The sequence below is a fragment of the Scytonema sp. PRP1 genome (assembly GCF_036697665.2).
In the GTDB taxonomy this organism is placed as follows: domain Bacteria; phylum Cyanobacteriota; class Cyanobacteriia; order Cyanobacteriales; family Nostocaceae; genus Kalymmatonema; species Kalymmatonema gypsitolerans.
Genome location: NZ_JBAHYJ020000136.1, coordinates 1 through 24,295, shown reverse-complemented (window position 1 = coordinate 24,295; position 24,295 = coordinate 1). Strand labels below are relative to the sequence as shown.

Below are 24,295 nucleotides of genomic sequence, written 5' to 3'. Positions count from 1 at the left end.
GGGGGTGCAGACTGGGGAGAAGCGATTGATGTCTCTGTGTTCTATGGACGCACAGCAGAACTCAACACACTAAAGCAATGGTTGATAGAGGAGCGTTGCCGACTGGTAACGCTGTTGGGAATAGGGGGAATTGGAAAAACCTCTCTGGCTGTTAAGCTAGCCCAACAAGTTCAGGGGCAGTTTGAGTACTTTATTTGGCGATCGCTCTACAATGCCCCACCCCTTTTTGACCTGTTGGCTAACTTAATTCAATTTTTGTCTGCAGATCAGGTTCTAGAAGCTGATTTACCAAACAGCGTAGACGGCAGAATCTCGAAACTAGTTGATTATTTGCGCCAATATCGCTGTCTTCTTATTCTCGATAATGCTGAGACCATTCTACAAAGTGGCGCTATTACTGGAAGCTATCGAGAAGGTTATGAGGAATATGCTCAACTTATCAAACGAATTGGAGAAGTTACCCACATTAGTTGCCTTGTGCTAACTTCACGGGAAAAACCGAAAGAGGTAGCGTTACTTGAAGGAGAAGTACTACCCGTTCGCTCATTACAACTGAGTGGTTTAGATGTGGTTGATGGACAAAAAATATTTGAAATCAAAGGATTGTCTGGCTCTGAGTCAGAATTGAGATCCGTAGTTGAGCGCTATGCAGGTAACGCCTTAGCCTTGAAGATAGTTGCAACAACAATTTTAGATATTTTTAATGGTAATATTTATAACTTTCTAAAAGAAAATACGTCTGTTTTTGGTAATATTCGCGAAATTTTAGACCAACAATTTTCGCGTTTGTCAAATTTAGAAAAAAATATAATATATTGGCTAGCAGTTAATCGTGAGGCAGTTTCACTATCAGAGTTGCATGATGATATAGTATCGCTGATACTACCACAACAATTGCTGGAAGCTCTAGAATCTTTGAGCAGACGATGCCTAGTAGAGAGAAGAGCAGCACTCTTCACCCTACAACCTGTAGTTATGGAGTATATAACTAATGAATTCGTACAACATATTTGGGAAGAAATCACCACTCAGAACATTGATTTATTTAGAAGTCATGCTTTAATAAAAGCGACAGTAAAAGACTATATTAGGGATATTCAAATCCGCCTTATCCTCAAACCAGTTATAGATGGACTGCTAAAGATTTTTAGAAATCAACAAATTCTGGAAAATCAACTAACTAAAATTTTAGTAAGGCTACGAGAAACATTTCCGGAAGAACAAAGTTATACGGCTGGAAACGTCCTGAATCTGCTTTGTTATCTGAAGACCGATCTTAGTAACTATGATTTTTCGCATCTGACTGTTTGGCAAGCAGACTTGCGTAATGTGAATTTGCACAATGTAAATTTTGCTCAGGCTAATCTAGTTCAGTCTGTATTTGCTGAAACCTTCCGTGGCATTTTGGCGTTAAGATTTAGCCCCAATCAACAATTTCTAGCTGAGGGGGATATAAATGGTGAGATTCGCTTGTACCAAGTGAGTAATTGGAGACAGTTAAATATCTTTAGAGGTCATACTGATTGGGCAACATCAATTGCCTTTAGTCCTGATAGTAGTATCCTTGCCAGTGGCAGTGAAGACCAAACAATCAAGCTTTGGAATGTCATAACAGGCGAATGTCTTGATACATTGCAGGGACATTCCAAGGGGATATGGTCACTTGCTTTTAGTTCAGATGGGCAAGTGCTGGTCAGTGCTAGTGATGACAAGACGATTAAGATATGGGATGTCAATACTCGTCAGTGCCTAAAGACTTTGCTTGGACATCAGAATATGGTTCGAGCAGTCGTTTTTAGTCCTGACGACAAAATATTAGCTAGTGCTAGTGTGGACAAAACATTGAGGCTGTGGGATGTGAGTACTGGGCAATGCTTGAGAACTTTGTACGGACACGATGAAGGAATCTGGTCTGCTGCTATTAGCCCAGATGGAAGTATACTTGCTAGCGCTAGCGGGGATCTAACGGCGAAGTTATGGGATCTTAACACTGGTGAATGTCTGAGAACTTTGCAAGGTCACTCTGGTTGGGTGATATCAGTTGCATTCAGTCGGAATGGGCAAACCTTAGCAACTGGTAGTTGGGATCGGATGGTAAAGCTGTGGAATGTCAGTAACGGTGAGTGTCTCAAGACTTTGCCAGGACATAGTAATATGGTTCGAGCAGTTGACTTCAGCCCTGAAGGTAATATCCTCGCCAGTGGGAGTGATGACCAATCGTTAAGACTATGGGATGTTCAGACTGGTCAGTGTATAAAGACTATACAAGGATATACCACTAGGATCTGGTCAGTTGTCTCCAGCCCCGAAGGTAATATCTTGGCTAGTAGCAGTAATCGAAACGTGAAACTGTGGGACATCAACACTGGTCAAAACTTCAAAACTTTTGTCGGACATAGTAATGAGATTACATCATTAGCCTTCAGTCCAGATGGTCAAATGCTAGCAAGTGCTAGTGAAGACAAAACGGTAAAAATATGGGATGTCAAAACTGGTGAATGCTTGAGAACATTGCAAGGACATACAAACTGTGTTTGGTCAGTTGCTTTCAGTCCAGATGGTCTAACTTTGGCTAGTGGTAGCCATGACTATACGCTCAAGCTATGGAATGTTTCGACTGGTAAGTGCTTGAGAACTTTACATCAAGAAAATCACGGAGTTTTATCAGTCGCTTTTAGTCCAGATGGCCTAACTTTAGCTAGTGGCGGTCATGACCATACAGTACGTTGCTGGGATGTCTCGGATGGTAAATGCTTAAGAACTATACAAGGACATATAGGTTGGGTTTGGTCAATCGCTTTTAGCCCTGACGGACAAATTTTAAGTAGTGGTAGTGGAGATCATACAATAAAGCTATGGGATGTCTCCAATGGAAAGTGTTTGAGAACATTGCAAGGACATATAGGTTGGGTTTACTCGACCATCTTTAGTTCCGACGGGCGAATCTTAAGTAGTGGTAGCATGGATCAAACAGTAAAGCTATGGGATGTCTCTGATGGTAAGTGCCTCAAAACTTTACGGGGTCATAGTCAACGAGTTTTCTCAGTAACCTTTAATCCCAGTGGGCAGAATCTAATAAGTAGCAGTGAAGATGAAACGTTGAGAATATGGGATGTCTCAACTGGTGAGAGTATAAAAATGCTAAGAAGCAAAAGACTTTACGAGGGTATGAATATCGCCAACGTTACTGGGTTAACGGAGGCGACGATTACCACTCTCAAGACTTTAGGGGCAATTGAGTCTGAACTGGACATAAGCAAAAATGGGCGCGTGTAAAAAAAGTATTACAACCTACTTGCCAATAGCAGTAAATGCAGCCCAATAGAAAGGAGATGCATATGGTTTGTTGGGATCAAAATTTTCTGATGGCGAACTTATTCTTCTAACCTCACGAGTTTGAGTTTTAGCACTATCTGGTGGCAATGAACTTTTCCATTTTTCTAAATCCTCCCAAGTAATATCCCGTAGCCACTTTTGCGCTTGGTTCAGCGCCACTGCTACTGAGACATCTTGACCGCTATTAAAAGCCTCTTGGAGATTCTGCAAGAATTTCATCATCAAATATGCTGTAGATGAATCGTCTACTGTCCACAAACTACTGACTACACAAGAACTTCCAGCATAGAGAAAGCCACTAGGTAAGCCAATATATTCATCGCTCATATTATTAAAGTCTATCAAGCCTGTTTCACAAGCAGAAAGAATCACAAGACGGCATTGGTTAAGGTCAAAAACCTGCTCAAAAAGATTACCTAATGTGAGACATTTGCTTAAATCTACGTTTTTTCTATCCGATATTTTGAGATATTTTTCGGAATCAACATCTACAGGTTCAGAAGAAACATACGCGTCTGCTAGTAGCAAGCAAGAATTTGTAGGCGAGATGAGGTTGAAATAACCGTGACAGGCAAAGTGAAGATAATTTACTTCCTTGAGTTTTGGTGCAGCTTTATATAGTTCATCTTTGGTGGCTTGGCTTTTAGACAATACTTGGGGGGAGGAGAAAAAAGGCAAAATCTGTTGTACTTCCAAGTCGGTGTTAGGAAGGTCTTTTGTTGGGTTTTGAATCGCAAAGATAGATTCAAAATTTGGACGTTCTCGTTGTTGCACCTGTTGTAAAAGTTGGCAACTGGGAGCATAACTTACACCATTTGAGAATTGTTCAAATAATAATTCTCCATTAGTTAAGGGGAGTGTATGGAGAGGAAATAGGTGTAGGAATACATGGGGAATGAGGACAAGGTGCAAGTAAGTTTTTGGTATGAAATTATTGAGGATATTTTCTATTTGTAAGATTTGGGCAAAATGAGTGAAGCGAGAGTTAAGACTATTCCTCCACTCGTTTCTGTTTTCAAAATATTGTGTAACATAGTCTTGAAAGTTGCCCAGCAAAACCTTCAGTATATCATTTTGAACGCATATATTTAGCCTTTGGATATTGTCATGAGTAATAATAAAAGTCTCCCAGCCAAAACTGGTAATATACCACTCGATAATCGCGGTCTGTTCATCCAAATTTGCTTGAAAATGCTCTAAATTAAAGCCATAACCTACTAGCAAATTTTTGTCTCGTAAATAATCGTCTTGCAATTTATTGCGCTGCTGTCGCAATTTTTGGAGATGTTGCCCTAAAGCTTCTGGATTATCGGCTATACCATTTTGAATTTTATCTTGTCCTGTGGCGATTTCGTCTCGCAGTTGTTCTAATTGTTTGGCAACATATGGAGGGAAAATAGTTTTAGAATCACGGTTGAGGATAAGTTCAACTAAGTTGCGAGTTTTGCTACGTTCAACGTATTCTATTGCTTCCACAATGTTGTTCAGTTCCAGACAAGTTTTCACCATGCAGTGGTAGAGCCGATTCCATTGTTCTGCTTGTTTGCGTTTTGTCTCCGAACCAGAAATAATTTCCTCTCGCAATAATTCTGCTGTTTCAATAGCAGAGTTAAGGGTTTTGTATGCTGAAGTAAATTGTTGTGCATCTAAGTAAACAAGACCCAGGTTGAATAATGTTTGAGCATGGTTTTCGGGGAAGGTGTCACGGGTATAAACTTCCAATACGGGGGTGTAAGCAGCTATGGCTTGTTCAAAATTCTGTGCTTTGTCACCCCTTATTCTGTTACGATAAGCATTTCCCAAATTATTTTGCGTCATTGCCCATTGTTGGGGGGAAGCGTCGCGGGTTCTAATTTCACTAGCAGCCCTGAAAGCAGCGATCGCTAATTCTATATTTTCTGCCTTGTTTGCGTCTATTCTGTGAAAGTAAGCGATTCCCAAATTATTTTGCGTCGTTGCCCACTCTTGGGGAAATGCATCACGGGTATAAACTTGTAATGCAGCCGTGGAAGCAGCGATCGCTAACTCCAAATTCTCAGCTTTGTCCCCATATGTTCTATATAAGTAAGCAGCTCCCGAATTCATTTGCGTCTTTGCCCAATCTTCGCTTAAGGCATCACGGGTTTGATAAACTTTTAACGCAGCGGTAAAAGCACCGAGCGCTAACTCCAAATTCTCAGCTTTGTCACCACGTATTCTCTCAGAGTAAGCAATCCCCCGATTCATTTGCGTCTTTGCCCATTGGTAGCGATAGGCGTTGCTGGCGAATACTTCCAACGCCCCGTTAAAAGCAGCGATCGCATCCTCTATATTCTGAGCTTTGTCGCCGCGTATTCTGTATAAGTAAGCAGCCCCCAGATTACTTTGCGTCTGTGCCCAATCGTGGGGGAAAGCATTGCGGGTGAATACTTGCAAGGCGGCGCGGGAAGCTGCGATCGCTAGCTCTATATTCTCAGCTTTGTCTCCACCTATTCTATAGAAGTAAGCAGCTCCCGAATTCATTTGTGTCTTTGCCCACTCTTGGGGATAGGCGTTGTGGGTGAATACTTCCAACGCGGCGGTGAAAGCTGCGATCGCCAATTCTAAATTTTGTGCTTTGTCTGTGTGTATTCTCTGACAGTAAGCAATCCCTAAACTAATTTGCGTCGCTGCCCAATTTCTGGGGTAGGCGTTGCGAGTGAATACAGTTAAGACTACTTCATAACCAGCAATGGCGATTTCTATATTGCTGGCTTTGTCACCTAAATGGAATTGCTGAATTAGGTCGCTAAACTGTCCAATCACGGTTGCACGGTATTGCGCCTCATCTGTCTCGACTGTTGTCCATACATGTGTTGCCCATGTTGCCCACCGCCGCAAAATTTCTGCAAAATCCTGATTGAGATATTCTACATTGTTTTGAAGCAACGGATAAACAACCTGTGGGTTCCCCTCGCTTTCATCCGTTGCTTGTAATAACTTCATCAAAAATTGCATATAAGCTTCGTAGCGCTGTTTGTTGATGTTCATTTTAAATTGCTCACTATATGTATATTTGCTGCTAACCTCAACTTTATCCATTATGTTAATGCGATCGCTACCACTGAAACCTTTATGGGACGGTAATTTTATACCAATTTCAATAATTTTTGCAAAACATCGATCATTTGTAGGGACGCACAGATGTGAGCCCCTATACACTGTAAAGGATTATGAGTATTTGCCGGAAATTGAAGAAGCCTTTAGACATTCTCTAACAAAGGGTAAATAAATTGCGCCTCACCCCCGCTATTTTCTACGACTTGCAATACCTAGTAGTCCAACACATTAATTTTGAAAGCTAGCATCTCAATTTATTCTGTTGGAATTATTAGGTGTTTTTCTAAAAAATTTAAGTCTTTGTCAGATGAGGCCAGAATTCCGCCGTTGCTATGTATTAGTTCTGAATAATTCTTTAAGAGAGTTTGCATTTTAGGAGTTTGATACTGGGGTTTAATTCGTTCTAACACCGTTTTCCAATGATTCTGATTAGGTGCTTGACCGCCAGACTCATAAAGTGTTTCCTTCACGAGTTTATCCAATTCTGCTCCTGAAAATCCCTGAGTTTTTTCTGCTAAGAAATTAAGAATAGTTCCATCGATATCGGAAATATTATAATCCTCAGCTTTTTTTCGGATGATATCCTTACGCTGCTCAGTGTTGGGTGGTATAACGATGAAAATTTCATCGAAGCGTCCTGCTCTGAATAATTCAGCTGGAAGTTTGCTGCGATCATTAGAAGTGGCTATAACAAAAATGGGGTAGTTGTGATCATTTAACCAAGATAAAAACATACCAAACTGCCGCGTCGAAACTTCTGCTCCGTCGTTTCCTACTCCCGAAAAAGCTTTTTCAATTTCATCTATAAACAGGATATTAGGTGCTGATGCTTCGATTGCTCTTAATGCTTGATATGTATTACCTTCTGATTCGCCAACATATTTGGATCGTAAACGTGAAATGTCAAAGTTAATTTGTGGTACTCCCCATTCTTGTGCGATCGCCTTAGCAATAAAGGTCTTACCACATCCGGGATAACCTTCTAGAAGAATAGCACGGGGACGTAGCTTGAGTTGGGGGGAATCTTCCTCAAACCATTTTTTCCGCTCTTTAATCCACTCTTTAATTTTTTCTAAACCCCCAACATTTTTAAACCCTTGACCTTGGGGTGCATCATATTCTAAAACCCCAGTTTTTCTAATTTCTTGTTTTTTGACTTCTATAAGTAACCGACCAGCTTCTTGAGGCTTTGACCATAGTTGTCGTACATTGATCAATCTTGCGGCTTGCTCGGCTGCTTGAAATGGCATTCCTTGGGCTTGTTTTGATAGACTTCTAGCAGTTTCTTCCTGAATCAGCTTTTTCTTCAAAGGAACTTTAAAAACCTTCTGATAAAGTTCTTCCGCATTAGGAAGTGGTAAATCTACAATATGGACACTGTTACGCAGAATAACTGGAATTGACCAAGTTGTACCCAAAATAATTAGAGTCATTCTTGGTCTAGGTCTTTTTTGATCGATGGAAATGACTAATTCCTTAAGCTGGCGAGCTTCTTTATGTGAATCCGGCCCTATAAACACTGACCATTCAGGCAATATATAAGTATGCTGAATTTCAGATTTAGTAAAAACTTGTTTTTCTAACAACTGCTCATGTAGTTTCTGTAACTGTTGGTGCAAGAAATCCAGGGCTTCCTGAATAGAACTTACTTTTCCACCAGAAGCAGAACTCAATAGTTCGTACTTGAATCTACTAGGATCGGTTGGTTCAGTGGAGATTTTCTCAAAGCCTTTGATACTACTCCATCTGAAAAGTTCACCACTTGTAACGCTTGTAATGTCTGAGTTAGATATCAGAGATTGGTGAGCCTCTATCGCGCACTTGATGGCTCGACTCTCTTCTGGAGAACGTAGAAAGATTAGAGGATATTCTGAGAGTAAAAGATCCCGCAGTTCACTTTTGCATTTATTGTAAGGTAATTCCATAGTTATTCATTCTATATATCGGGACTTAAACATTTTTGAGGAATAAATAAGCCTCAAACCCTTGCGGGGTAAGGGAAATACACCAAATGCCCGAAAACGCCCGGAACCCAGATATACCAACAAACCAATCAAAACAACCTCAAAGTCCTTTGGGATATAGGTTTGAGGCTATTTGATCGATGTTTTTTGCCTAAGTCGGGATATATGCTTCGCCTGTAGCGTCTTCATAGGAAAATCGATTTAGCAATTTTGGGTTATCTTTTGATTTGGATGGTTCCCATTTGAAAATATCGCTAGGTTTGGCATTTGGGGAAATTTCTTTTAACAACTGAGGCTGTTGAGGAGGATGAGAAACCTTTAAAGGTTTTAATTTAGTAGATATAACTGCCATCATCTCAGAGGCAGCTTCGACAAATAAACTCCCTAAACTCTCGAATGGATCTTTAAGCAAAGATTCGACCTCAGCTAACGTTTCAACTGAAAACTTCTCCTTACCTAACCCTGTTTGCTCTGACACTGTAGTTTCTTCAAGTCCCAACCCTGCCTTCAAAACTTCTATATGTTGCGGTTTAATTGTTATCCAGTCAGCAAGTTGCCACAATTTGGCTTTCCCACGTTCATTCATTATTCCATTGTTTGCTAGAATTTTATAGCAAAGACCAATCAACAATAGCTTTTCTGATTGTGAGTGCAAATCTGTTAAAGTTGCCACTCGTCCCGGTTTAGTAAAATCATTGGCTATAACAGGATTTTTTTGCAAATTTTCAAATACTAAATGTAGTAATTGATAAGCATAATTGTCTGAATTATCAAATTGACTCAGAGTATTTCGGATCTGTTCTATCTTGACATCTTCTACAGAGCTATTAACTTTCATTACGCTAAACAACATCACCACCAAATTTGTCAAAAAAACTACAAGAGGCGTGATATCGGTTTGCCTGAGCTTCTGTTGAGCCAGTTGGGAAATAAGTTCTTCAACTTTATTAGAGCTAATTTTATCACTGTTCATAGCTAATAAAAATATTTAATAACGGTTTCAAGCAGCAAGATAAGCCAAAAAAGGAGGCTTTAATTTCATTAAAGTTGAAATTTTATTTTCTAACCTAGAATAAAATAAAACAATGAAATTAAAGCCGCATAAATCCTTCAACTATTGTATTTCCCAAAATTACAAAACAGGTGTGTTTAGCAATCCTATCTGGTTTTGTCTAGATAACTTTATCCAGAAACAGCAGAGAAATACTTATTAATTTGAAGAAAATAGTTCTACAGCCCAAGTTACTAAGAAAACTACACAATCAATTAAAATGCCCCACATATTTTTCACCTATCTACAATCAAATGGTTGTTTTTACTGATTTTAGCAAGCGTTTTACAACTCTAGCTACTCTGGTATCGGCTGTGATTTATTGAAAATTTCACTTGTTTGAATCTCCTCATTATTTGCATTATTTGTTAGAACGTACTTCTCAATATTATTACTGGCTTCCTCGACTGAAACTTTTCTGCTTAAAGCTTTTTCGGCAGCTGTCGCTATTATTTCTCCAAATGGTTTGTCCTTTTTGATGTACTCAAGCATCTTGAGCACAATGTCATTTTTAGATAAATTACTGTTCTGTTCAAAAGTGGGTTTTAGCTTTTCTAGAAAAACATCTAGAGTTAAATTTGGTTCAAATTTTTTGAGTATTTCCCAGGCTTTATCTACTATATTCATTGATTTTTACCCTCGGTTTTACCAATCTTAGTTGTGGATGAAAAAACTGAAACTTATATCGATCGCCCTACATATCGTCTTTTTTGGGATATGTAGTAAATACTATCTCAGTCACTAATTGCGTTGAGCAGCACTTCAGACAGGCTCATGTCTTCTATGTCCTCTATTGTCACTGTGTCGCATATATCAAACTTCGCCCCCTTCTTTTGTAGTTCATCATCCAGTCGCTTCAGAAACTGAGTTGCCTGCATATCCTGTCCAACTTGAATAAAAGAAATTGCCAGTTCTTCATCTTTCTGTATCCGACCAGAAGCTGCAATAATCACTTTTTCCACCGCGTCGCTATCGTCTGGCTCACCATCTGTTACCACCAAAATAGTTTCACCATTAGGCTTAGTTAGACCCTCAGCCTTACGCTCAAAGTAGTTATTTATTGCATGTTTTAGTACACTTGCCATATCAGTACTACCCACAGGATCATTTTCTTGAAAAATTTGTATTACTTTACTTGATGTAACATTATCGTAGCGTTTATACCGACTAGAAAATAAATAAATAGTAATGCCATCCGGATCAAACTGTTCGCATTTACTCGCCAATGCAAAAGTTGACTCCTGCATTACCAACCATCTACTTTTACCATCTTTTTGATCTTTGGTAGCCATGCTACCACTTTTATCAATTATTAAAGTATAGTCACGGTTTTCTAGCATGGCTTGTATTCCTATTTTCAATTATGTAGCAATAACAAATTAGCAGTAACAGTAAATTTCCGAGATTAATTAAGCAGAAGAAAATCCTAACTATTTAACTTAACACTTGTTGCGCCTGGCTCAGCTTTGAGCAGAGCATTTATCAAATATTTTTTATTTACTATCAAAAAGAAATACTCATTTACATTTTCTGGGAGTTTTATTCCTAATCTTTTTTTTCATAGTATTTTAATTGTTAACAAATCCTTCATGAAAACAAGTTTTTCACTAAAAGTTGATATTTGCAATACCTAAAAGTTCCCTAAAAGTTCCCCAAAAGTTCTGGTATTGTTTACAAAACTTAGCACTCTTCATACGCCTCATCGCTGGCAAAACCAAAAAATTGATATCATGTCCGGCTAATTACTTATCATTAAAATCTCTCCGCGTCAGCCTAAATGATAAGTCTTTAAGCGGACATGATATGAGATAGCTATTCAAAACCGAATGACACGAACAAAAGCCGAAACACTTGCGTGTTCAGGCTAAGGCATTTTGCCCCGCAGCCAGAAAGAACTTTGTACTGTAGTCCATTCTTCATCTGGTGGTAGAGTGACTACCCGCGCCTCCCGATTCCCATTCCCAGTCAGTGCTATATCTAGTAACTGTTCCAAGGGCTTGTTGATATTCGGTAGCTGCTGCCCAAACCCCTGCCGCACGCCTTCATCTAGCAACCAACTAAAATCACTTGGGTAGGTTGTGGCGAAAAGCTTGAAAGTTTCAATTCCTCCCACTCGGGAACCATCGTTAGAAGATGGCACATAGGGAAATTTTTCTGGCAGGTAAAGTTCTATGTATTCGCCTTCGCGTATAAAAATGTTGTGTTTACCAGGTTGGAACTCTTGATTAGCACCCCTTCTAGGGTATATCTGATCAACACCATAAGCTAATCCTAAGTCAAGGATATAGATATATATAGGATGTTTATGAAGATTTTCGACCTCTAAAACCAAGCGATCGCCTTCTTCAAAAACAATTTGTCCACTATCATTATCTGGTTGAGCTTCTACCCAGCTGCCATCATCAGCTTGTCGCTTCAGAGTCAGTTTCACTTTGTTTTTGAGCAAGCTTTGTGAGTCGGGATTCTCTAAAGCTAATACCGACTTACATCGCACAATTTTTTCTAAGTTTTTTCGCAGTGTAATTGTAGCCCCAACCTCATTTACAGGACGAGTTGGCATGATCACCTGACCACTGTTACCCACTACAACCCAAGTCGGCTGATTTACTACTCTCAACTGAGGCACAGGAGCATCAGAACTGACTTCCGTTCGAGGTGCGATAATATATACCATTACATCAGCAGTTTCATCGCCTTGAGCAAAGCGTAGTAATTTCGACTCTTTAATTTGCTCAATCAACTTTTCTTTAGCCACATCGTAGTTAGTCGGCACTTGGATGTTCACCTTTATGTGTATTTCCCCGTAAAAATGAGCTTCTTCTGTTGCGCGACTTCCTACAGTAATCACACCGACTTGATTCTCTTCCAGAATCTCAGCATCAGATGTCACAGCACGAACAGCAGTAATTTTTACCTTGCCTAGTTTCGGAGTTTCTTTGTCAATTTGCTTGGTTGCTTCAGGGTAAATCGCCCATTCTGATTCCTTAGTTATGCCATGAGCCGCGCCAGCGTTTAAAATAACCTTGTTATCTTTGCGATCGGCAATGGATACAAAGCGCATGGGTTTAATATCATGCACATTGAAAAATTCTCGATCCCGTGCTCCCTCGAGTTGTGGGTGCTGAGTCGATTTATTTTTCGTCACTTCGATGCTGACACGTTGAAAAATATCTCGGTAAGTAGTGCCTGACTGAACTGACCTTAATTCTTTGCATAAGAAGTACGTCAGAGCGCCGTGATGAATTTCACCATTACCTTCTCGTTTCCAGTATTCCCAAGATGACTCCTTAGCACTACAGCCTGCAATGAGAACATAGCGATCGCTGATCGGCAACCAGCCGCTAGAACCAATCTCCCGCGTTCCTCCCCTACTGCGAGTCGTAGACACTGGCGATGGCGGAAGTTGTTCGATGGGACGAGTATCAGGTTCAACCCAGCGATCGTTAGCCCCAAAGGGATCGCGAACAATTCCCCCTGAATGACAAGAGTCAAAAATCAGCGTTATGTACGGAGTCTTTTCGCTCAAACGCAACAACCATTCGTAGAGTTCATCGTCGGTAATATCGCGGTTTTCATGGGGATCTTTGTGTCCAGTATCGTAAGGCATGATAGTTTCGTCCATACCATCTGGTTTGTCTCCCTCGCGATCGGTCATCTGGGAACCATGTCCACTGTAATGAATAACTACAATATCATTGCGGTTTATTCGGTTAACTAACTCTTGTAAAGCTGTCAAGATGCCTTGTCGAGTAGCCTGCTCATCAAGCAGGCGAGTGATATTCTTTTCTGGAAAGCTGAAGTTTTCTTGCAGGACTTTGTTGATTAACTTTACGTCGTTTACACAACCGTCTAATTGCCTGTTAGGAGGCAAATTAGGGTATTTATTAATACCTATTAACAATGCCCATTTATTATTGTTGGCTGCATTATTGCTTACCATGAATTTACCTCTTGCAATTTAATCTGAAATAAATTTTATTTTTCGCCAGTTTTCCAAACGGTAATTTGTACAAGGCAATGCTCACTCAGCTTCGCCAATGAGTGTAAAAGCTGCCCAAGCTCTGGGGTTGTTTGGATATTGTTTCATCGTACTAAGCATTGCACTTCGCAGTGCAGCAGCTTTATCCTGTTTGTGCTCTTGAAAATTGCGGTAAAACTCGGTCATTAACAACACTGTAGAATCATCCGGTACTGACCAAAGAGATACCAAAATACTAGACACACCCGCAGAAATAAATGAGCGAGATAATCCTACTACTCCGTCACCTGTAATCCGACCTCGACCAGTATCACAAGCACTCAAAATCACTAATTCAGCGTGTAGTTCTAGTTTGAGAATTTCTTCGGCTGTTAACCACCCGTCATCCTCACCACAAGAAGCTAAAGCGATCGCACTTCCTAATCCCCGGACATCATCTAGTAAACCGTGAGTGGCTAGATGTATAATTCTTGCTTTCGGCATCTGCTCGACAATAAATGCTTCAGTTGCAACCGAGCTAATAATAGCCTGAGTATCAAACATAGAAGCAATAGCTTGAGCTTCTTTTTGGGCACCAAAAAGAGGTTGTAACTGAAAAGAAGTACCAGCAAATTGGGGAGGTAAACTGGGCATACTTGGATTTCCTACAACCACCACCTCCCGGAGAGCTGCTTCCTTAACTTTTTCTCGTTGCTTTTGTGTTAAACCTAATACTTCTATCGAGGGAGCCGTGAGAATCGTGTGTCGCGAAATCAGATATTTTCCAGTGCTATCTTGTAGGGCGGGAAATGGAACTAGGAACAAAGGACCTTGAGGAATAAAGATGATGTGATCCTTGGGATTGCTGGGCAGAATATCCTCAATTGGTTGAATTAATATTTCGTAAAGTTGTTGTAAGTAGCGATTGTCTGCTGGAGTATTATTAACTATGTTGACCCAATAAGCTTCACGCGCTAAACCAATGGATGTAGTCCTGGCCAGGGTAACAAGCTTCTCTAAAGAACTATTTTGTTGCAGCCATAGAGGTTTGAGGTTAGCTTGACGAAATATAATATCACCTGTGGGCTTGATTACCCAAATGTAGAGTTCTGATTCGCAGGATATTCCTGGTAGCTTGTTTTCAACTTGGACTACATCTTGTTTAATTGAATATTGTACTATGGTAGCATTTTGAGTCTTAGCAATTTGTTTAATTTGCTCAATAGTAGGTGGAGTAATAGCAAATTGCTCTGTTTGTTTAGGAGATAGTCGCCTAGCCAATAACTCCACAAACGCACGGGCACGACTCCGCTCAGCAATTTCTAAAGCAGAATCGGTTTTATTATTGGCAACGAGAACTGCTTGTAAGATATTGTAGGTATGAGTTTGCGTTTCAAAAATTGACACTTTATTAGAGTCGTTGCTACCTAATCCAGCTCGTATAGATTCTTTAACCTGAATTGCTTCCATCAGAATATCCTCTGCTTCTGTAAGATGACCAGATAGCTGGAGAATATGTCCTTTATTACTCAACGCTACCCCCTCCATTTGGCGGTCACCTATTTTCTTTGCGAGCGTCAAAACCTGATTTTGGTAGTTAATCGCTTTGTCGAAGTCGCGAAGGGAATAGTAAGCAATTCCCAGATTTCCCAAATCTTTCGCTTCTCCAACAAGATTATTAATTTTCCGGTTGATGTCTAATGCCTTCTTGTGGTTATCAATAGCTTTGTCATAATCACCCTTGCGATGATAAGCAATTCCCAAACCAGTCAGAGCCAGCGCCTCTCCTTGGCTATCTTTGATATCCTGTGCAATTTCCAAATGCTTCTGGTGGTATTCAATCGCTTGCTCATAGTTGCCCTGAAAAAGGCAAATCACTCCTAAATTTCCCCAAGAGTTTCCTTCCTGTTGGCGATCGCGGATAGTTTGGTAGATTTTTAACGCTTGCAAACTGTACTGAATTGCCCTATCATACTCACCCAAGTCACCGTAAGTAATACCCAGATTTCCTAAAGCTTGCGCCTCGGTTTCACGGTCTTCAATATCCTGTGCGATCTGGGAACTCTGCTCTAAACAATAAATTGCTTTGCCATATTCTCCTTGAGATTGATAAACTAAACCCAAATGAGCCAGAACCTCTGTCTCAAATGAATGGTTTTCTATTTTCCTTGCCATGTCTAAAGCCCGATTGAGGTAATCAATCGCTTTGCGATAGTCGCTATGATAATAGCAATCAATTCCTAGAACAAAAGAAAGTCTGGCAACGAAATCTCGCCAACCATTAGCTGCATTGTGTTGTCCTTGCTCTGCTATGACAACTGCCTTTTCTTCCATCATCTGGAACAAATCTGCATCAAACAGATCTGGGTAACTATCATAAATTTTTTTAATCTCTTCACCACTCGTACAACTCTGTAAAGCTTGGATGAGATGGAGATAGGCTTCGCGGCGGTTTTTAATCATACATCTATAAAATATAGCCTGTTATTCACTTGATTTGGCATTTATATTTGAATTAGTTATGTTTTTTTTGTCTACTACATCCCCTTTTCTATTCCACACGAATACTGTTCCATCAACACTGCTACTAACAATCTTTTGTCCATCTTGACTAATAGCAACTGACAAAACTTCACCTTGATGCTTCTTTTTGAAAGGCTGACCATTGAATTTGTTCTTAGACTGCTCATACCACAACCATACTTGCCCATCAGTATCGCCACCAATGATAGTCTTGCCATCAGAACTGATGGCAAGAGATGAGACTTTAACTGCGGGCTTAACCTCTAAGGCAGGACTATTAGTTGTTGTGCCCATTAGATTCTGCACCAACAAATTTCCACTGGTGTCATTACTAACAATATATTGACCACCTCGGCTAATAGCAGCTATCACAGAAGGATGTGATGTAGGCTTAGAACTTTGACTTGACGGAAAATCCCGAAAAAAAAACAGAGAAATTAGCGCAAGTAAGCCAATAGAAGCAACCAGTATTATCGCTATTCGGATATTCTTTCCTTCATTTATCTGAACGGTTTCGGGATTTTTTTTATATATATTAGGCGGAGTATATGGCAAAAAGTCCTTGTTTTGTACCAAGGTTGACAGCCCTCGCCAGACTCTCGCTTCCTTTAAAGTATTTTCTGCCTTGATTCCAGTGACAACTACCAATGCTTCTGTGTCATGTTCTTCTTTAGGCAAACATTCTGATAGAAGAATATTTGCTAGTTTTTCTCTGTTGGAGTTTGAATTCTCAGCCAACATACAAGCTTTTGTAGGGTTACTATTTTGTGTTGTAGGCACTTCTATATTTCTAATATTATTAAATGAAACTTCAAATCCATATTCACCTCCATTTTTAATGGCATTATCAATTTTATTGTCTAATTGTCCCTGTAATGCAAGAATAGCGATTCCTCGTAACTGTTGCTCATTTTCTTTGTCAGAAATCCAAGCAACAGAGTTGCGTATAGTACGACCTCGATAATCTTTTCTTTGACTTGCTTTCATACCCGTAACAAGTAAAAGTAATTGATTACCATCCCGTGCTAAAAGAAGAGAAGGCGATTCATTTTCGAGCAAGTATTTAAATTTTGTAACTTGACTGGGTTCATTTGCCGATTTTTGACCATTCTCTGTAATTTTCTGCCAAGAATAGTCATGTTGTTGAGAAACACCAGCGCTTTGAACGTAAATTTCCATTTTTAACTCCTATTTTTTAATATCAAGCCTGTCTTGACCTTGCAAAATCTCAAATCCACCAGTATATTTGCACTTTTCAGCAGATTTACGGGCGGCTTCTTTGAGGTATTCATCCCAACCGAACCAACGACGAATGCTGCTAAATAATCCCCGTTTGGTATCTAAATGAAGCTTGAGTACGAAACGTAAGATATATCGTAGTGGCTGATCGCTATCTTGGGGGCTATACTCGGCATTATGATCAATTTTACGGAAGTAAAAATGCGGTCTGCTATCAATTTCTTTAACCTGAGAGAAAAATACAGTTCCTACAGTTTGAACAGGTGTCACTACACAAGCAACTTTAGTTAGCAAATCCTCACTGCTGAACAAACGCAATAAACCACTATATTTATTTTTAATGCGATCTAGTAGCTTTTTTGCATCTTGTTCATTTTGGACATATTTTTCACATCGAACTGGTACAAGGAGAACCAGTTTTGGTTCTTCCAAATCTGCATACGTCCGTTTAAAAAAATCAGTAATTTGCTTAGGATTATTCATCAAATCATGCCATCTGCCATTGTTTTCCATGAGCGCTGGAGTGTCAATGGCAATCAAAACGGCAGCACATTCTTTCACAATCTTATCGACAAATTCCAAATGGCTTTGGAGATAGCCACCAGGAAAATCTTGAAAAATAAGTTGTATATTTGGTTTACGTCCCAATTTACCAAGACCAAACGTAAAAGATTGCGGTTCTTCAGTTCCCTCCAGTCCTCCTGTTGCTTCAAAATCATTTAACAAAGCTTTTAGCTCACCTAAACGCTTTGAGAGCAGTGCCGAGCTTTCTGCATCAGGTGTGAGTTGGAGACCAGTTTCACCAATGGTACTCTCAAACTGCTCATACATGGCAGTTAAGATACTCGTCTTGCCCACACCCCTCTGTCCTAGCATGGTAATCTTCAGTTCTGAGGTCATTGTATTTTCCTGAATTAATTGAGAAATTTTAGAGAGTTTAATTGATTGGCGATTGCTGCCTTTTCTACTGCTTCTAGCCACTCTCGTCTGAGCCTAGTACGTTCACCTAGTAGCTCAAATTCGTCAGGCCATATTGAAGTGCGTTCTTCTCTTAAGAAGATTCGCCATTCTGTCTCGACTTCCTCTGCACGAAGTACACGGTCAAGAAATTCTTCTACTATGGCAAAACCTGCTTGAGACGGTTCGCTGAGTAATTCTTCTAAAGCTGTATTGCATTGATAAACAGCTTCTTCATGAAGCACTTTCAGATTACTCATCACTTGTTGAGAATTGGGATTTTGCGGGAGTTTAAGAGTCGTTTTATCAGGAGTCAAATCATTAAAGCATTTGCGAATTCGGTGTTGGACCATACCACGATAAGATAGCTCAAATTCCGAAAGAATTTGGAAACCGAATTTCAGTCTACAAGGTTGTCCCTCTATAAGTTCTTCAGGTAGTAGTTCAGCGATCGCCTGAATAAAATCAGATCCTCTTGCTTCTGTTAATCCTCCTAAATGACCTTGTTCAATTAACACATTTGCTACCTGACATTTGACTCGATTTAGAGAGTTCTTCAAACCATCATCTAGACCAAGAAAATGTTTTGATAGATGAGCGCGAATTTCATTCAGGTACTCGTTATAGGCGATGTCGTATGCACCTGTCTCATTACGCCTGACTTCAATTTCTTCCAACGATGATGGAAGTTTAGTATCTTCGTAGCAAGCTTTGATAGCTGTCTCTACCGATTCTTTGAAGTCACGATCTTGTCGATCCATCTGTTCACTAAGTTCTCTAAGTAAATCCACAAGTCCGCTAGCAAGTTTCTTCCAAAGCTGTTTGAACAATACCTCAAACTTCCCTGTCTCGGCAGACTGCATGGGTTGCCCTAATGCTGTTCGGGCTTTGTCTAACTCGGTACTAACAGCACTCTGGAGTTGATTGAGGCGCTCTTGGCAAGAAGAAGCGTATTGTTTGTCTAGAGTGGTAATATGAGCAGTTAAGTAGTTAACTACTCGATCCAGAACTTTAGTATTAGCCTCATTAGTATCAGCACAGTTTGCCGTCACACTCTCTATAACTTTGATATGTTTGTCGGTAATATCTTGTATGAGTTGCTGGCACAGAAGAGAGTTATCACCGTAGTTAGAGTTGTTGTCCGTGCGGTTGAGAACCATAAAAGACCACTGCTCGATTGGTAAATCGATTAGAGCTGCACGAGCAGTGTCATAAAGCTTGACATCAACGTCTCCCCAGAAATCCCCAGAAGCTTTCGGCATTCTGACAAAGAGAACAGCATCAATGTCCTGACCAATAGTTCTAACCATCCTCTCTTCATCACCAATACCTGTATCTCCCAATCCCGGTAAATCAACTAGGGCAATCTGCCCAACATCATGATTGGGAAATTGACAGACAATTTTTACCTCTTTCACTGCCAGGTAGTTAAAATAAATACGTTCACCTTGGAGGTTGTCTTGTGCCACATATTCTCGAATTTCATCTTTAGTAATCCGACGAGGAGAAATTTCCCGAAATAGGTGATGGTATTTATCAAAATTCTTATGATATTTGCGAAGATATTCATATTTTGCGCCAACTTCAGCACCTGCAAGGTTACTAGGTAGAGAAGGCAGTACTTGAGAAGCAAACTCTCCAAGGGTAATTGGTTTAGCTCCCAATTTCAACTGTTCATAGTACGGAGCAATCACCTCATCCAAGAAAGACCGCTCTGTATAAAACGTGACCTCACCAAAGGTTTCAAAAGCTGGGTTATGGTGAATTGTGCTGCGGACTCCTGTACAGTGTTGACCACTGCCATCAGGAATTTCTGCCGCCGTCAATCCGGTTAAACTTTGCAATAAACGACTCTTTCCTTGTCTGGCTCGTCCAATCACACCAATGTTGAGAGTATTTCGCGAGAAGCGGCTTTTAAGCTTACTTAAAGCTTCTAACTCAGCTGCAATACTCAATTGAATCTTTGCAAAATCAATCTCTCTCAAACGTCCAACGACTTTTGGGTCATCAACTGTTGTCAATAACTGATTGCGGTAGTCTTCCAGATAGCGAAATGCAGAAGAAATAGAGGTGAGGTTTTCCTCTACCCGTTCGATTCTCTGCGCCAACGGTTGGCGTTTCTCAATAATATCGACGATTTGAGCAGTTCTATTCATAAGTATGTATCAAGTCCATGATTGATGTAACTTCCGTATTCCATTGAGAATGAAACAGTAAAAGACAGATGTTGAGATCCTTAACACGCTTATAACACCCTTAATAATTAGCTGTTAAGCTTTTGGAGATGACGTGTGAGCGTAGTCTCCAGTAATCTTAACCTTTCCTCTAATTTAGCTATCCTCTGATTTAATGGCACTTCCTCAGGACATCCCAAATAATCAGCCAAAGCGCTAACCACCACTTCTGTTTTAGATGTACGATTTCGCTCTACATGATTACTCAACTTGACAAATAAAGATTTCGGAATTCTGACAGCAATTTGAGGTTTAGTCATGACAAATAAATATTTATTCTTTCATGCTATTAACTCGCTGACTAAGTATGACAAATCTAAACCTCAGTTTATGAAAGCTATTTATGGTTGTCGATACAGATAAAGTCTGAAAAGTTCACCTAATGTTCACCTAATGTTCATATAGGGGTTTTGAGCTATTCGTGATAAATTAAGATAGCATCTTGTATGCCAAGAAACTTCCAAAGTGCGATTCGTTGATGACTGAATCGTATGACATTGTCTACTACTTTGATGGTGGATGGGAGAACTCAACAGCGAGCGATCGCACACAGTGACCGCCTTTTGGGCGATCGTAAAAAAACCAGAGGTGGCAAAGTTAGCTCGAGTTCTTCTGGATTTAGTTGATAGTTGCTACCCAACCGCCATCCACACGCAAGTTTGCACCGTTAATGTAACCAGCAAGAGGACTAGAAACAAATGTGACCAAATTCGCTACGTCTTCCACCGTTCCCAATCGACCAGTAGGATTGCTCATCATCCCTTTTAACATATGCTGCTTGATCTGCTCTAAATCTGTCCCCCATCTCTGCGCTGAACCAATCTGAAGCATTATTTCGTTCAATCCCGGCGTAACAATTGAACCAGGGCTTACCGTATTCACTGTGATTCCAGTTCCAGTTAATTCTTTTGCCAAACTCACTGTCAAGTTGAGGTTAGCGGCTTTGGTTGCCGAATAGTCAGCTGTAGGCGTTGGTTGCGTTGCTACACTACTAGACATGTTGATGATGCGCCCCCAACCAAGTTCTCGCATTTGCGGCACTAATAGCAGAGTTATGCGTACCATCGACACAACATTGATGTTGTAAAGCTCCATCCATTGACTGGGTGTTGAGTTCATCCAGTCACGTAGGAAGTAAGCACCAGCATTATTAACCAAAATATCCACAGCCCCAACAGTTGATAAAACCCTATCTACTACTTGCTCTGCCCCTGTATCGGTAGCCAAGTCACCAATAGCAACAAACGCTTTTCCACCATCTGCGGCAATCTCCTGAACGACGCGATTGGCTTGTTTTTCATTCCGTCCATGTACAACTACCGTCGCTCCCTCTTGTGCCAATGTCTTAGCAATACCTTCACCAATCCCAGAGCTACTACCAGTGACAAGGGCACGTTTTCCTTTCAGTTGCAAGTCCATATTCTCTCCTTCCTAAGTTGAAAATTTCTTTGAAGAAACACAGGGGTGTGGGGGTGTAGGGGCGCAAGGCCTTGCGCCCCTACCAACGGTGTGGTTCATTTAGGTGAAAACTGCTATAATTCAATGGCACGTTCATTCACGTTCAACCAACGAGCAGGACCTAAGGCTACATTACCCCAACGCATCACAGTTGCAGTGGCATTTGCGGCAGCACCGAAAGAATAGATGAGAACCAAGTCATTTTCATGAATCTTTCCCCATTGCGCGGCGTGATACAGATTAGCAAGAGGAAGTACAGGTCCAATGTTCCCATACTGAGGGTAGAGATTAATTGTATGCTCTGGCTCAATACCTAGTACACGAGCACCAAACTTGGCAAACCAGGCTGTTGGTGTATTAAAAACAAAGAAGTCAATTTCATCGAGTGTCACATTGGCAGCAACCGCAGCACCCTCGCAACAAGTGAGAACAAAATCAGCAGCTGTATTGCTGATGACTCGATTTGCTCCCTTGTTCGTCCTCATAAATAACCGCAGGTTGCCTTGCCAATCCTCTGCTAGTTCAGTGTAAAATGAGCCACAAGTCTCTGCAGAATGAACGATTTTACTACCAAGAATTCCTTGGTTCGCTTTAACCGCACTCACTACAAAGGCTCCAGCACCATCACCAGTTATCCACGAGATAGTATCTCTTTCATCAAGAAGACGAGAATATGCACAGGAAGTAACTACTAGAACATTGCGATATTCTCCTGCGCGCACTAGTGTACTAGCAGTTTGAAGCCCAACTATAGCACTTGAACACATTGAATTCAGATTCCAAGCAGCACAGCGCAAGCCAAGTTGATTGACGAGGAAGGCAGCATTGCCAGCTACAACTTCCTCAGTACCGAAAGAGGTCACGATCGCTAAATCGATGTCTTCTATAGAGAGATTTGCTGCCTCAAGGGCGTCTCGTGCCGCACGACATTCAAGAGTTAACGATGACTCACCTGAGCCGAGTATTCGTCGCTCAACAGCACCACGAAAAGGATCTGATAGATAAGGCATCATCTCCTGATCAAACTCGTTGCCGGGAGTTGAATCAGCCAGCGAAAATAGCCTTGCCAAACTTTTTTGTTCAGACTGAGCAACTAGCTCTGGATATTTTTCACGGTAGTAATCATTCGTACAGATGTTGCTTGGAAAGTTCAATGCTAGCGAGCGAATGCCTACTGAATATGTTTGCATAACAAATGCCTCCTTAAGAATTTGTAGCGCCTTGCGAAATCAAACTGTCGATCCGACCTTTTATTGGTACAGCCTCGTTCGGATCGATGACTACATCAACTATGAACGGACCAGGAGAAGCGATCGCTTTCTCTAGTGCAGTTCGGATATTAGACTCATGTTCAACACGGATACCATCAGCTCCCATACCGCAGGCAACCTTAACAAAATCCACCTGCGGAATCTCTACATCCATACCTTTGAAGCCTTGTAATGCTGACCCCTGACCGCACATGTTGTAACATCCATCGTTGAGGATAATCCAGACAGCAGGAATCTGGTATCTCACAGCCGTGCTGACCTCACTGTTCATGAGCATGGCACCATCTCCAACAATGGCAACTGCCTTTCCATTACGTGCCAATGCAGCACCTACAACGCCCGTGACGAAATGACCCATAGCTCCAAATCCAGTACTGACCCGGTAACGACCCGGTTGGGTAAATTGCAGCAAGTGAGTTCCCCACGCCAGTGAGTTACCTGCCTCGGTCATCACTATTGCATTGCCTCGACCATTACCTGTTGAATGGCGTCCATGAGTACCTTGGGCCGCACCAAGTCCTTTGCGCGTGTATTGACTTCCTTACGCTCAGGTCGAGGTAATGCCACTATGGCTGCTTGATTTTGGCGCTTTGGGAAGTGCTCCAGCAGCCCCTTTACAAAAACACTCCCACATCTGACTGAATGGCTAACGTATCGACAGATGGATATGCAGTTCCTGGCACCTCCGGGTCGATGTCAACATGCAAAAACCCTGCACAGGGATCATAGCGGGATTCCAGAATGAAGTGAGTTCACCAAGACGCGTTCCGAGTACCAGTACCCGAAGAGGACGGTGCTTTTGCATATAAGTTAAAACTGACGCATGTCCAGCAAAGCCCGTGATCCCCACAAACTGAGGATGATTCTCTGGAAAAATACCTTTGCCACGTGGCGAACACATTACAGCAGCCCCTGTCCTCGAGCAAGCTGACGAATTTCCGCTGCTGCACTCCGCGCACCAAAGCCAACCCAGATGGCAAATGATTCTTGCGACAGACACCCGCGCACATTTTGAAATGGTTTCCTCAGTTGCGGCTGTAAAGCAAAACAGCAGAGATGCTCGTGAAAATGAAGTCTTGACTGAACTTGCTTGAATGTTGGTGGGGATACTCAAGTGTGCTACAAAGCTACCTGGTTGAGCTAAGCCTTTCGCAAGCCTGCGATAGACCTCTGGAAGTTCATCATCGGATTCGAGGGTAGTCGCATAATGAAATAGAGATTCTGAG

At 41.1% G+C, this 24,295-nt stretch carries 15 protein-coding genes and 1 pseudogene; 2 read left to right on the top strand and 14 right to left on the bottom strand.

Translation table 11 applies throughout. The features are described from left to right. The coding region (locus V5G28_RS35915) for an NB-ARC domain-containing protein (protein WP_332994100.1) at positions 1–3,276 on the top strand (3,276 nt) is incomplete at its 5' end. Between the two features lie 15 nt (positions 3,277–3,291). Here the strand turns inward: V5G28_RS35915 and V5G28_RS35910 are convergent. The 11 genes from V5G28_RS35910 to V5G28_RS35860 form a co-directional block, all read right to left on the bottom strand. Then, entirely contained in the window at positions 3,292–6,345 is a 3,054-nt protein-coding gene (locus V5G28_RS35910; protein ID WP_332994097.1) for a CHAT domain-containing protein, read from the bottom strand. Positions 6,346–6,668: 323 nt separating this feature from the next. Next, a complete protein-coding gene (locus V5G28_RS35905; protein ID WP_332994094.1) occupies positions 6,669–8,000 on the bottom strand; it encodes an ATP-binding protein in 1,332 nt (443 codons plus the stop codon). A gap of 529 nt (positions 8,001–8,529) precedes the next feature. Further along, positions 8,530–9,351, bottom strand: a complete 822-nt coding sequence (locus tag V5G28_RS35900; protein WP_332994091.1) for a hypothetical protein — start codon at positions 9,349–9,351, stop codon at positions 8,530–8,532. 375 nt (positions 9,352–9,726) lie between these two features. Then, a complete protein-coding gene (locus V5G28_RS35895; protein WP_332994088.1) occupies positions 9,727–10,056 on the bottom strand; it encodes a hypothetical protein in 330 nt (109 codons plus the stop codon). A gap of 107 nt (positions 10,057–10,163) precedes the next feature. Continuing rightward, positions 10,164–10,769 (bottom strand): vWA domain-containing protein, encoded by a 606-nt coding sequence (locus V5G28_RS35890; RefSeq protein WP_332994086.1) that lies wholly within the window; start codon positions 10,767–10,769, stop codon positions 10,164–10,166. 524 nt (positions 10,770–11,293) lie between these two features. Beyond that, entirely contained in the window at positions 11,294–13,369 is a 2,076-nt protein-coding gene (locus V5G28_RS35885; RefSeq protein WP_332994083.1) for a caspase family protein, read from the bottom strand. Positions 13,370–13,450: 81 nt separating this feature from the next. Next, positions 13,451–15,850, bottom strand: a complete 2,400-nt coding sequence (locus tag V5G28_RS35880) for a CHAT domain-containing protein (RefSeq protein WP_332994080.1) — start codon at positions 15,848–15,850, stop codon at positions 13,451–13,453. Positions 15,851–15,871: 21 nt separating this feature from the next. Beyond that, a complete protein-coding gene (locus V5G28_RS35875; protein ID WP_332994076.1) occupies positions 15,872–17,089 on the bottom strand; it encodes a WD40 repeat domain-containing protein in 1,218 nt (405 codons plus the stop codon). 9 nt (positions 17,090–17,098) lie between these two features. Beyond that, positions 17,099–18,049, bottom strand: a complete 951-nt coding sequence (locus tag V5G28_RS35870) for a hypothetical protein (protein ID WP_332994073.1) — start codon at positions 18,047–18,049, stop codon at positions 17,099–17,101. Positions 18,050–18,063: 14 nt separating this feature from the next. Then, positions 18,064–20,262 (bottom strand): hypothetical protein, encoded by a 2,199-nt coding sequence (locus V5G28_RS35865; RefSeq protein WP_332994071.1) that lies wholly within the window; start codon positions 20,260–20,262, stop codon positions 18,064–18,066. A gap of 107 nt (positions 20,263–20,369) precedes the next feature. Then, positions 20,370–20,600, bottom strand: coding sequence for a DNA-binding domain-containing protein (locus tag V5G28_RS35860; RefSeq protein WP_332994068.1), 231 nt, complete (start codon positions 20,598–20,600; stop codon positions 20,370–20,372). 231 nt (positions 20,601–20,831) lie between these two features. Between V5G28_RS35860 and V5G28_RS35855 the strand changes: the two genes are divergently transcribed. Further along, on the top strand, positions 20,832–20,966 hold the full coding sequence (locus V5G28_RS35855; protein WP_332994065.1) for a hypothetical protein: 135 nt from the start codon (positions 20,832–20,834) through the stop codon (positions 20,964–20,966). On the opposite strand, the gene V5G28_RS35850 is transcribed toward V5G28_RS35855, so the two are convergent. The 3 genes and pseudogenes from V5G28_RS35850 to V5G28_RS35840 form a co-directional block, all read right to left on the bottom strand. Further along, on the bottom strand, positions 20,959–21,759 hold the full coding sequence (locus tag V5G28_RS35850; RefSeq protein ID WP_332994062.1) for an SDR family NAD(P)-dependent oxidoreductase: 801 nt from the start codon (positions 21,757–21,759) through the stop codon (positions 20,959–20,961). The two genes, V5G28_RS35855 and V5G28_RS35850, sit on opposite strands and share 8 nt — an antisense overlap. A gap of 113 nt (positions 21,760–21,872) precedes the next feature. Beyond that, positions 21,873–22,988, bottom strand: coding sequence for a 3-oxoacyl-ACP synthase III family protein (locus tag V5G28_RS35845; RefSeq protein ID WP_332994059.1), 1,116 nt, complete (start codon positions 22,986–22,988; stop codon positions 21,873–21,875). 13 nt (positions 22,989–23,001) lie between these two features. Further along, positions 23,002–24,295 (bottom strand): annotated as a pseudogene (locus V5G28_RS35840) (thiamine pyrophosphate-dependent enzyme); the annotation flags it as partial.

Coding starts and splice junctions, on each gene's coding strand:
- V5G28_RS35910 (WP_332994097.1), bottom strand. CDS start 6,345: ATGAACATCAACAAACAGCGCTACGAAGCTTATATGCAATTTTTGATG.
- V5G28_RS35900 (WP_332994091.1), bottom strand. CDS start 9,351: ATGAACAGTGATAAAATTAGCTCTAATAAAGTTGAAGAACTTATTTCC.
- V5G28_RS35895 (WP_332994088.1), bottom strand. CDS start 10,056: ATGAATATAGTAGATAAAGCCTGGGAAATACTCAAAAAATTTGAACCA.
- V5G28_RS35890 (WP_332994086.1), bottom strand. CDS start 10,769: ATGCTAGAAAACCGTGACTATACTTTAATAATTGATAAAAGTGGTAGC.
- V5G28_RS35885 (WP_332994083.1), bottom strand. CDS start 13,369: ATGGTAAGCAATAATGCAGCCAACAATAATAAATGGGCATTGTTAATA.
- V5G28_RS35880 (WP_332994080.1), bottom strand. CDS start 15,850: ATGATTAAAAACCGCCGCGAAGCCTATCTCCATCTCATCCAAGCTTTA.
- V5G28_RS35875 (WP_332994076.1), bottom strand. CDS start 17,089: ATGGAAATTTACGTTCAAAGCGCTGGTGTTTCTCAACAACATGACTAT.
- V5G28_RS35870 (WP_332994073.1), bottom strand. CDS start 18,049: ATGACCTCAGAACTGAAGATTACCATGCTAGGACAGAGGGGTGTGGGC.
- V5G28_RS35865 (WP_332994071.1), bottom strand. CDS start 20,262: ATGAATAGAACTGCTCAAATCGTCGATATTATTGAGAAACGCCAACCG.
- V5G28_RS35860 (WP_332994068.1), bottom strand. CDS start 20,600: ATGACTAAACCTCAAATTGCTGTCAGAATTCCGAAATCTTTATTTGTC.
- V5G28_RS35855 (WP_332994065.1), top strand. CDS start 20,832: ATGACATTGTCTACTACTTTGATGGTGGATGGGAGAACTCAACAGCGA.
- V5G28_RS35850 (WP_332994062.1), bottom strand. CDS start 21,759: ATGGACTTGCAACTGAAAGGAAAACGTGCCCTTGTCACTGGTAGTAGC.
- V5G28_RS35845 (WP_332994059.1), bottom strand. CDS start 22,988: ATGCAAACATATTCAGTAGGCATTCGCTCGCTAGCATTGAACTTTCCA.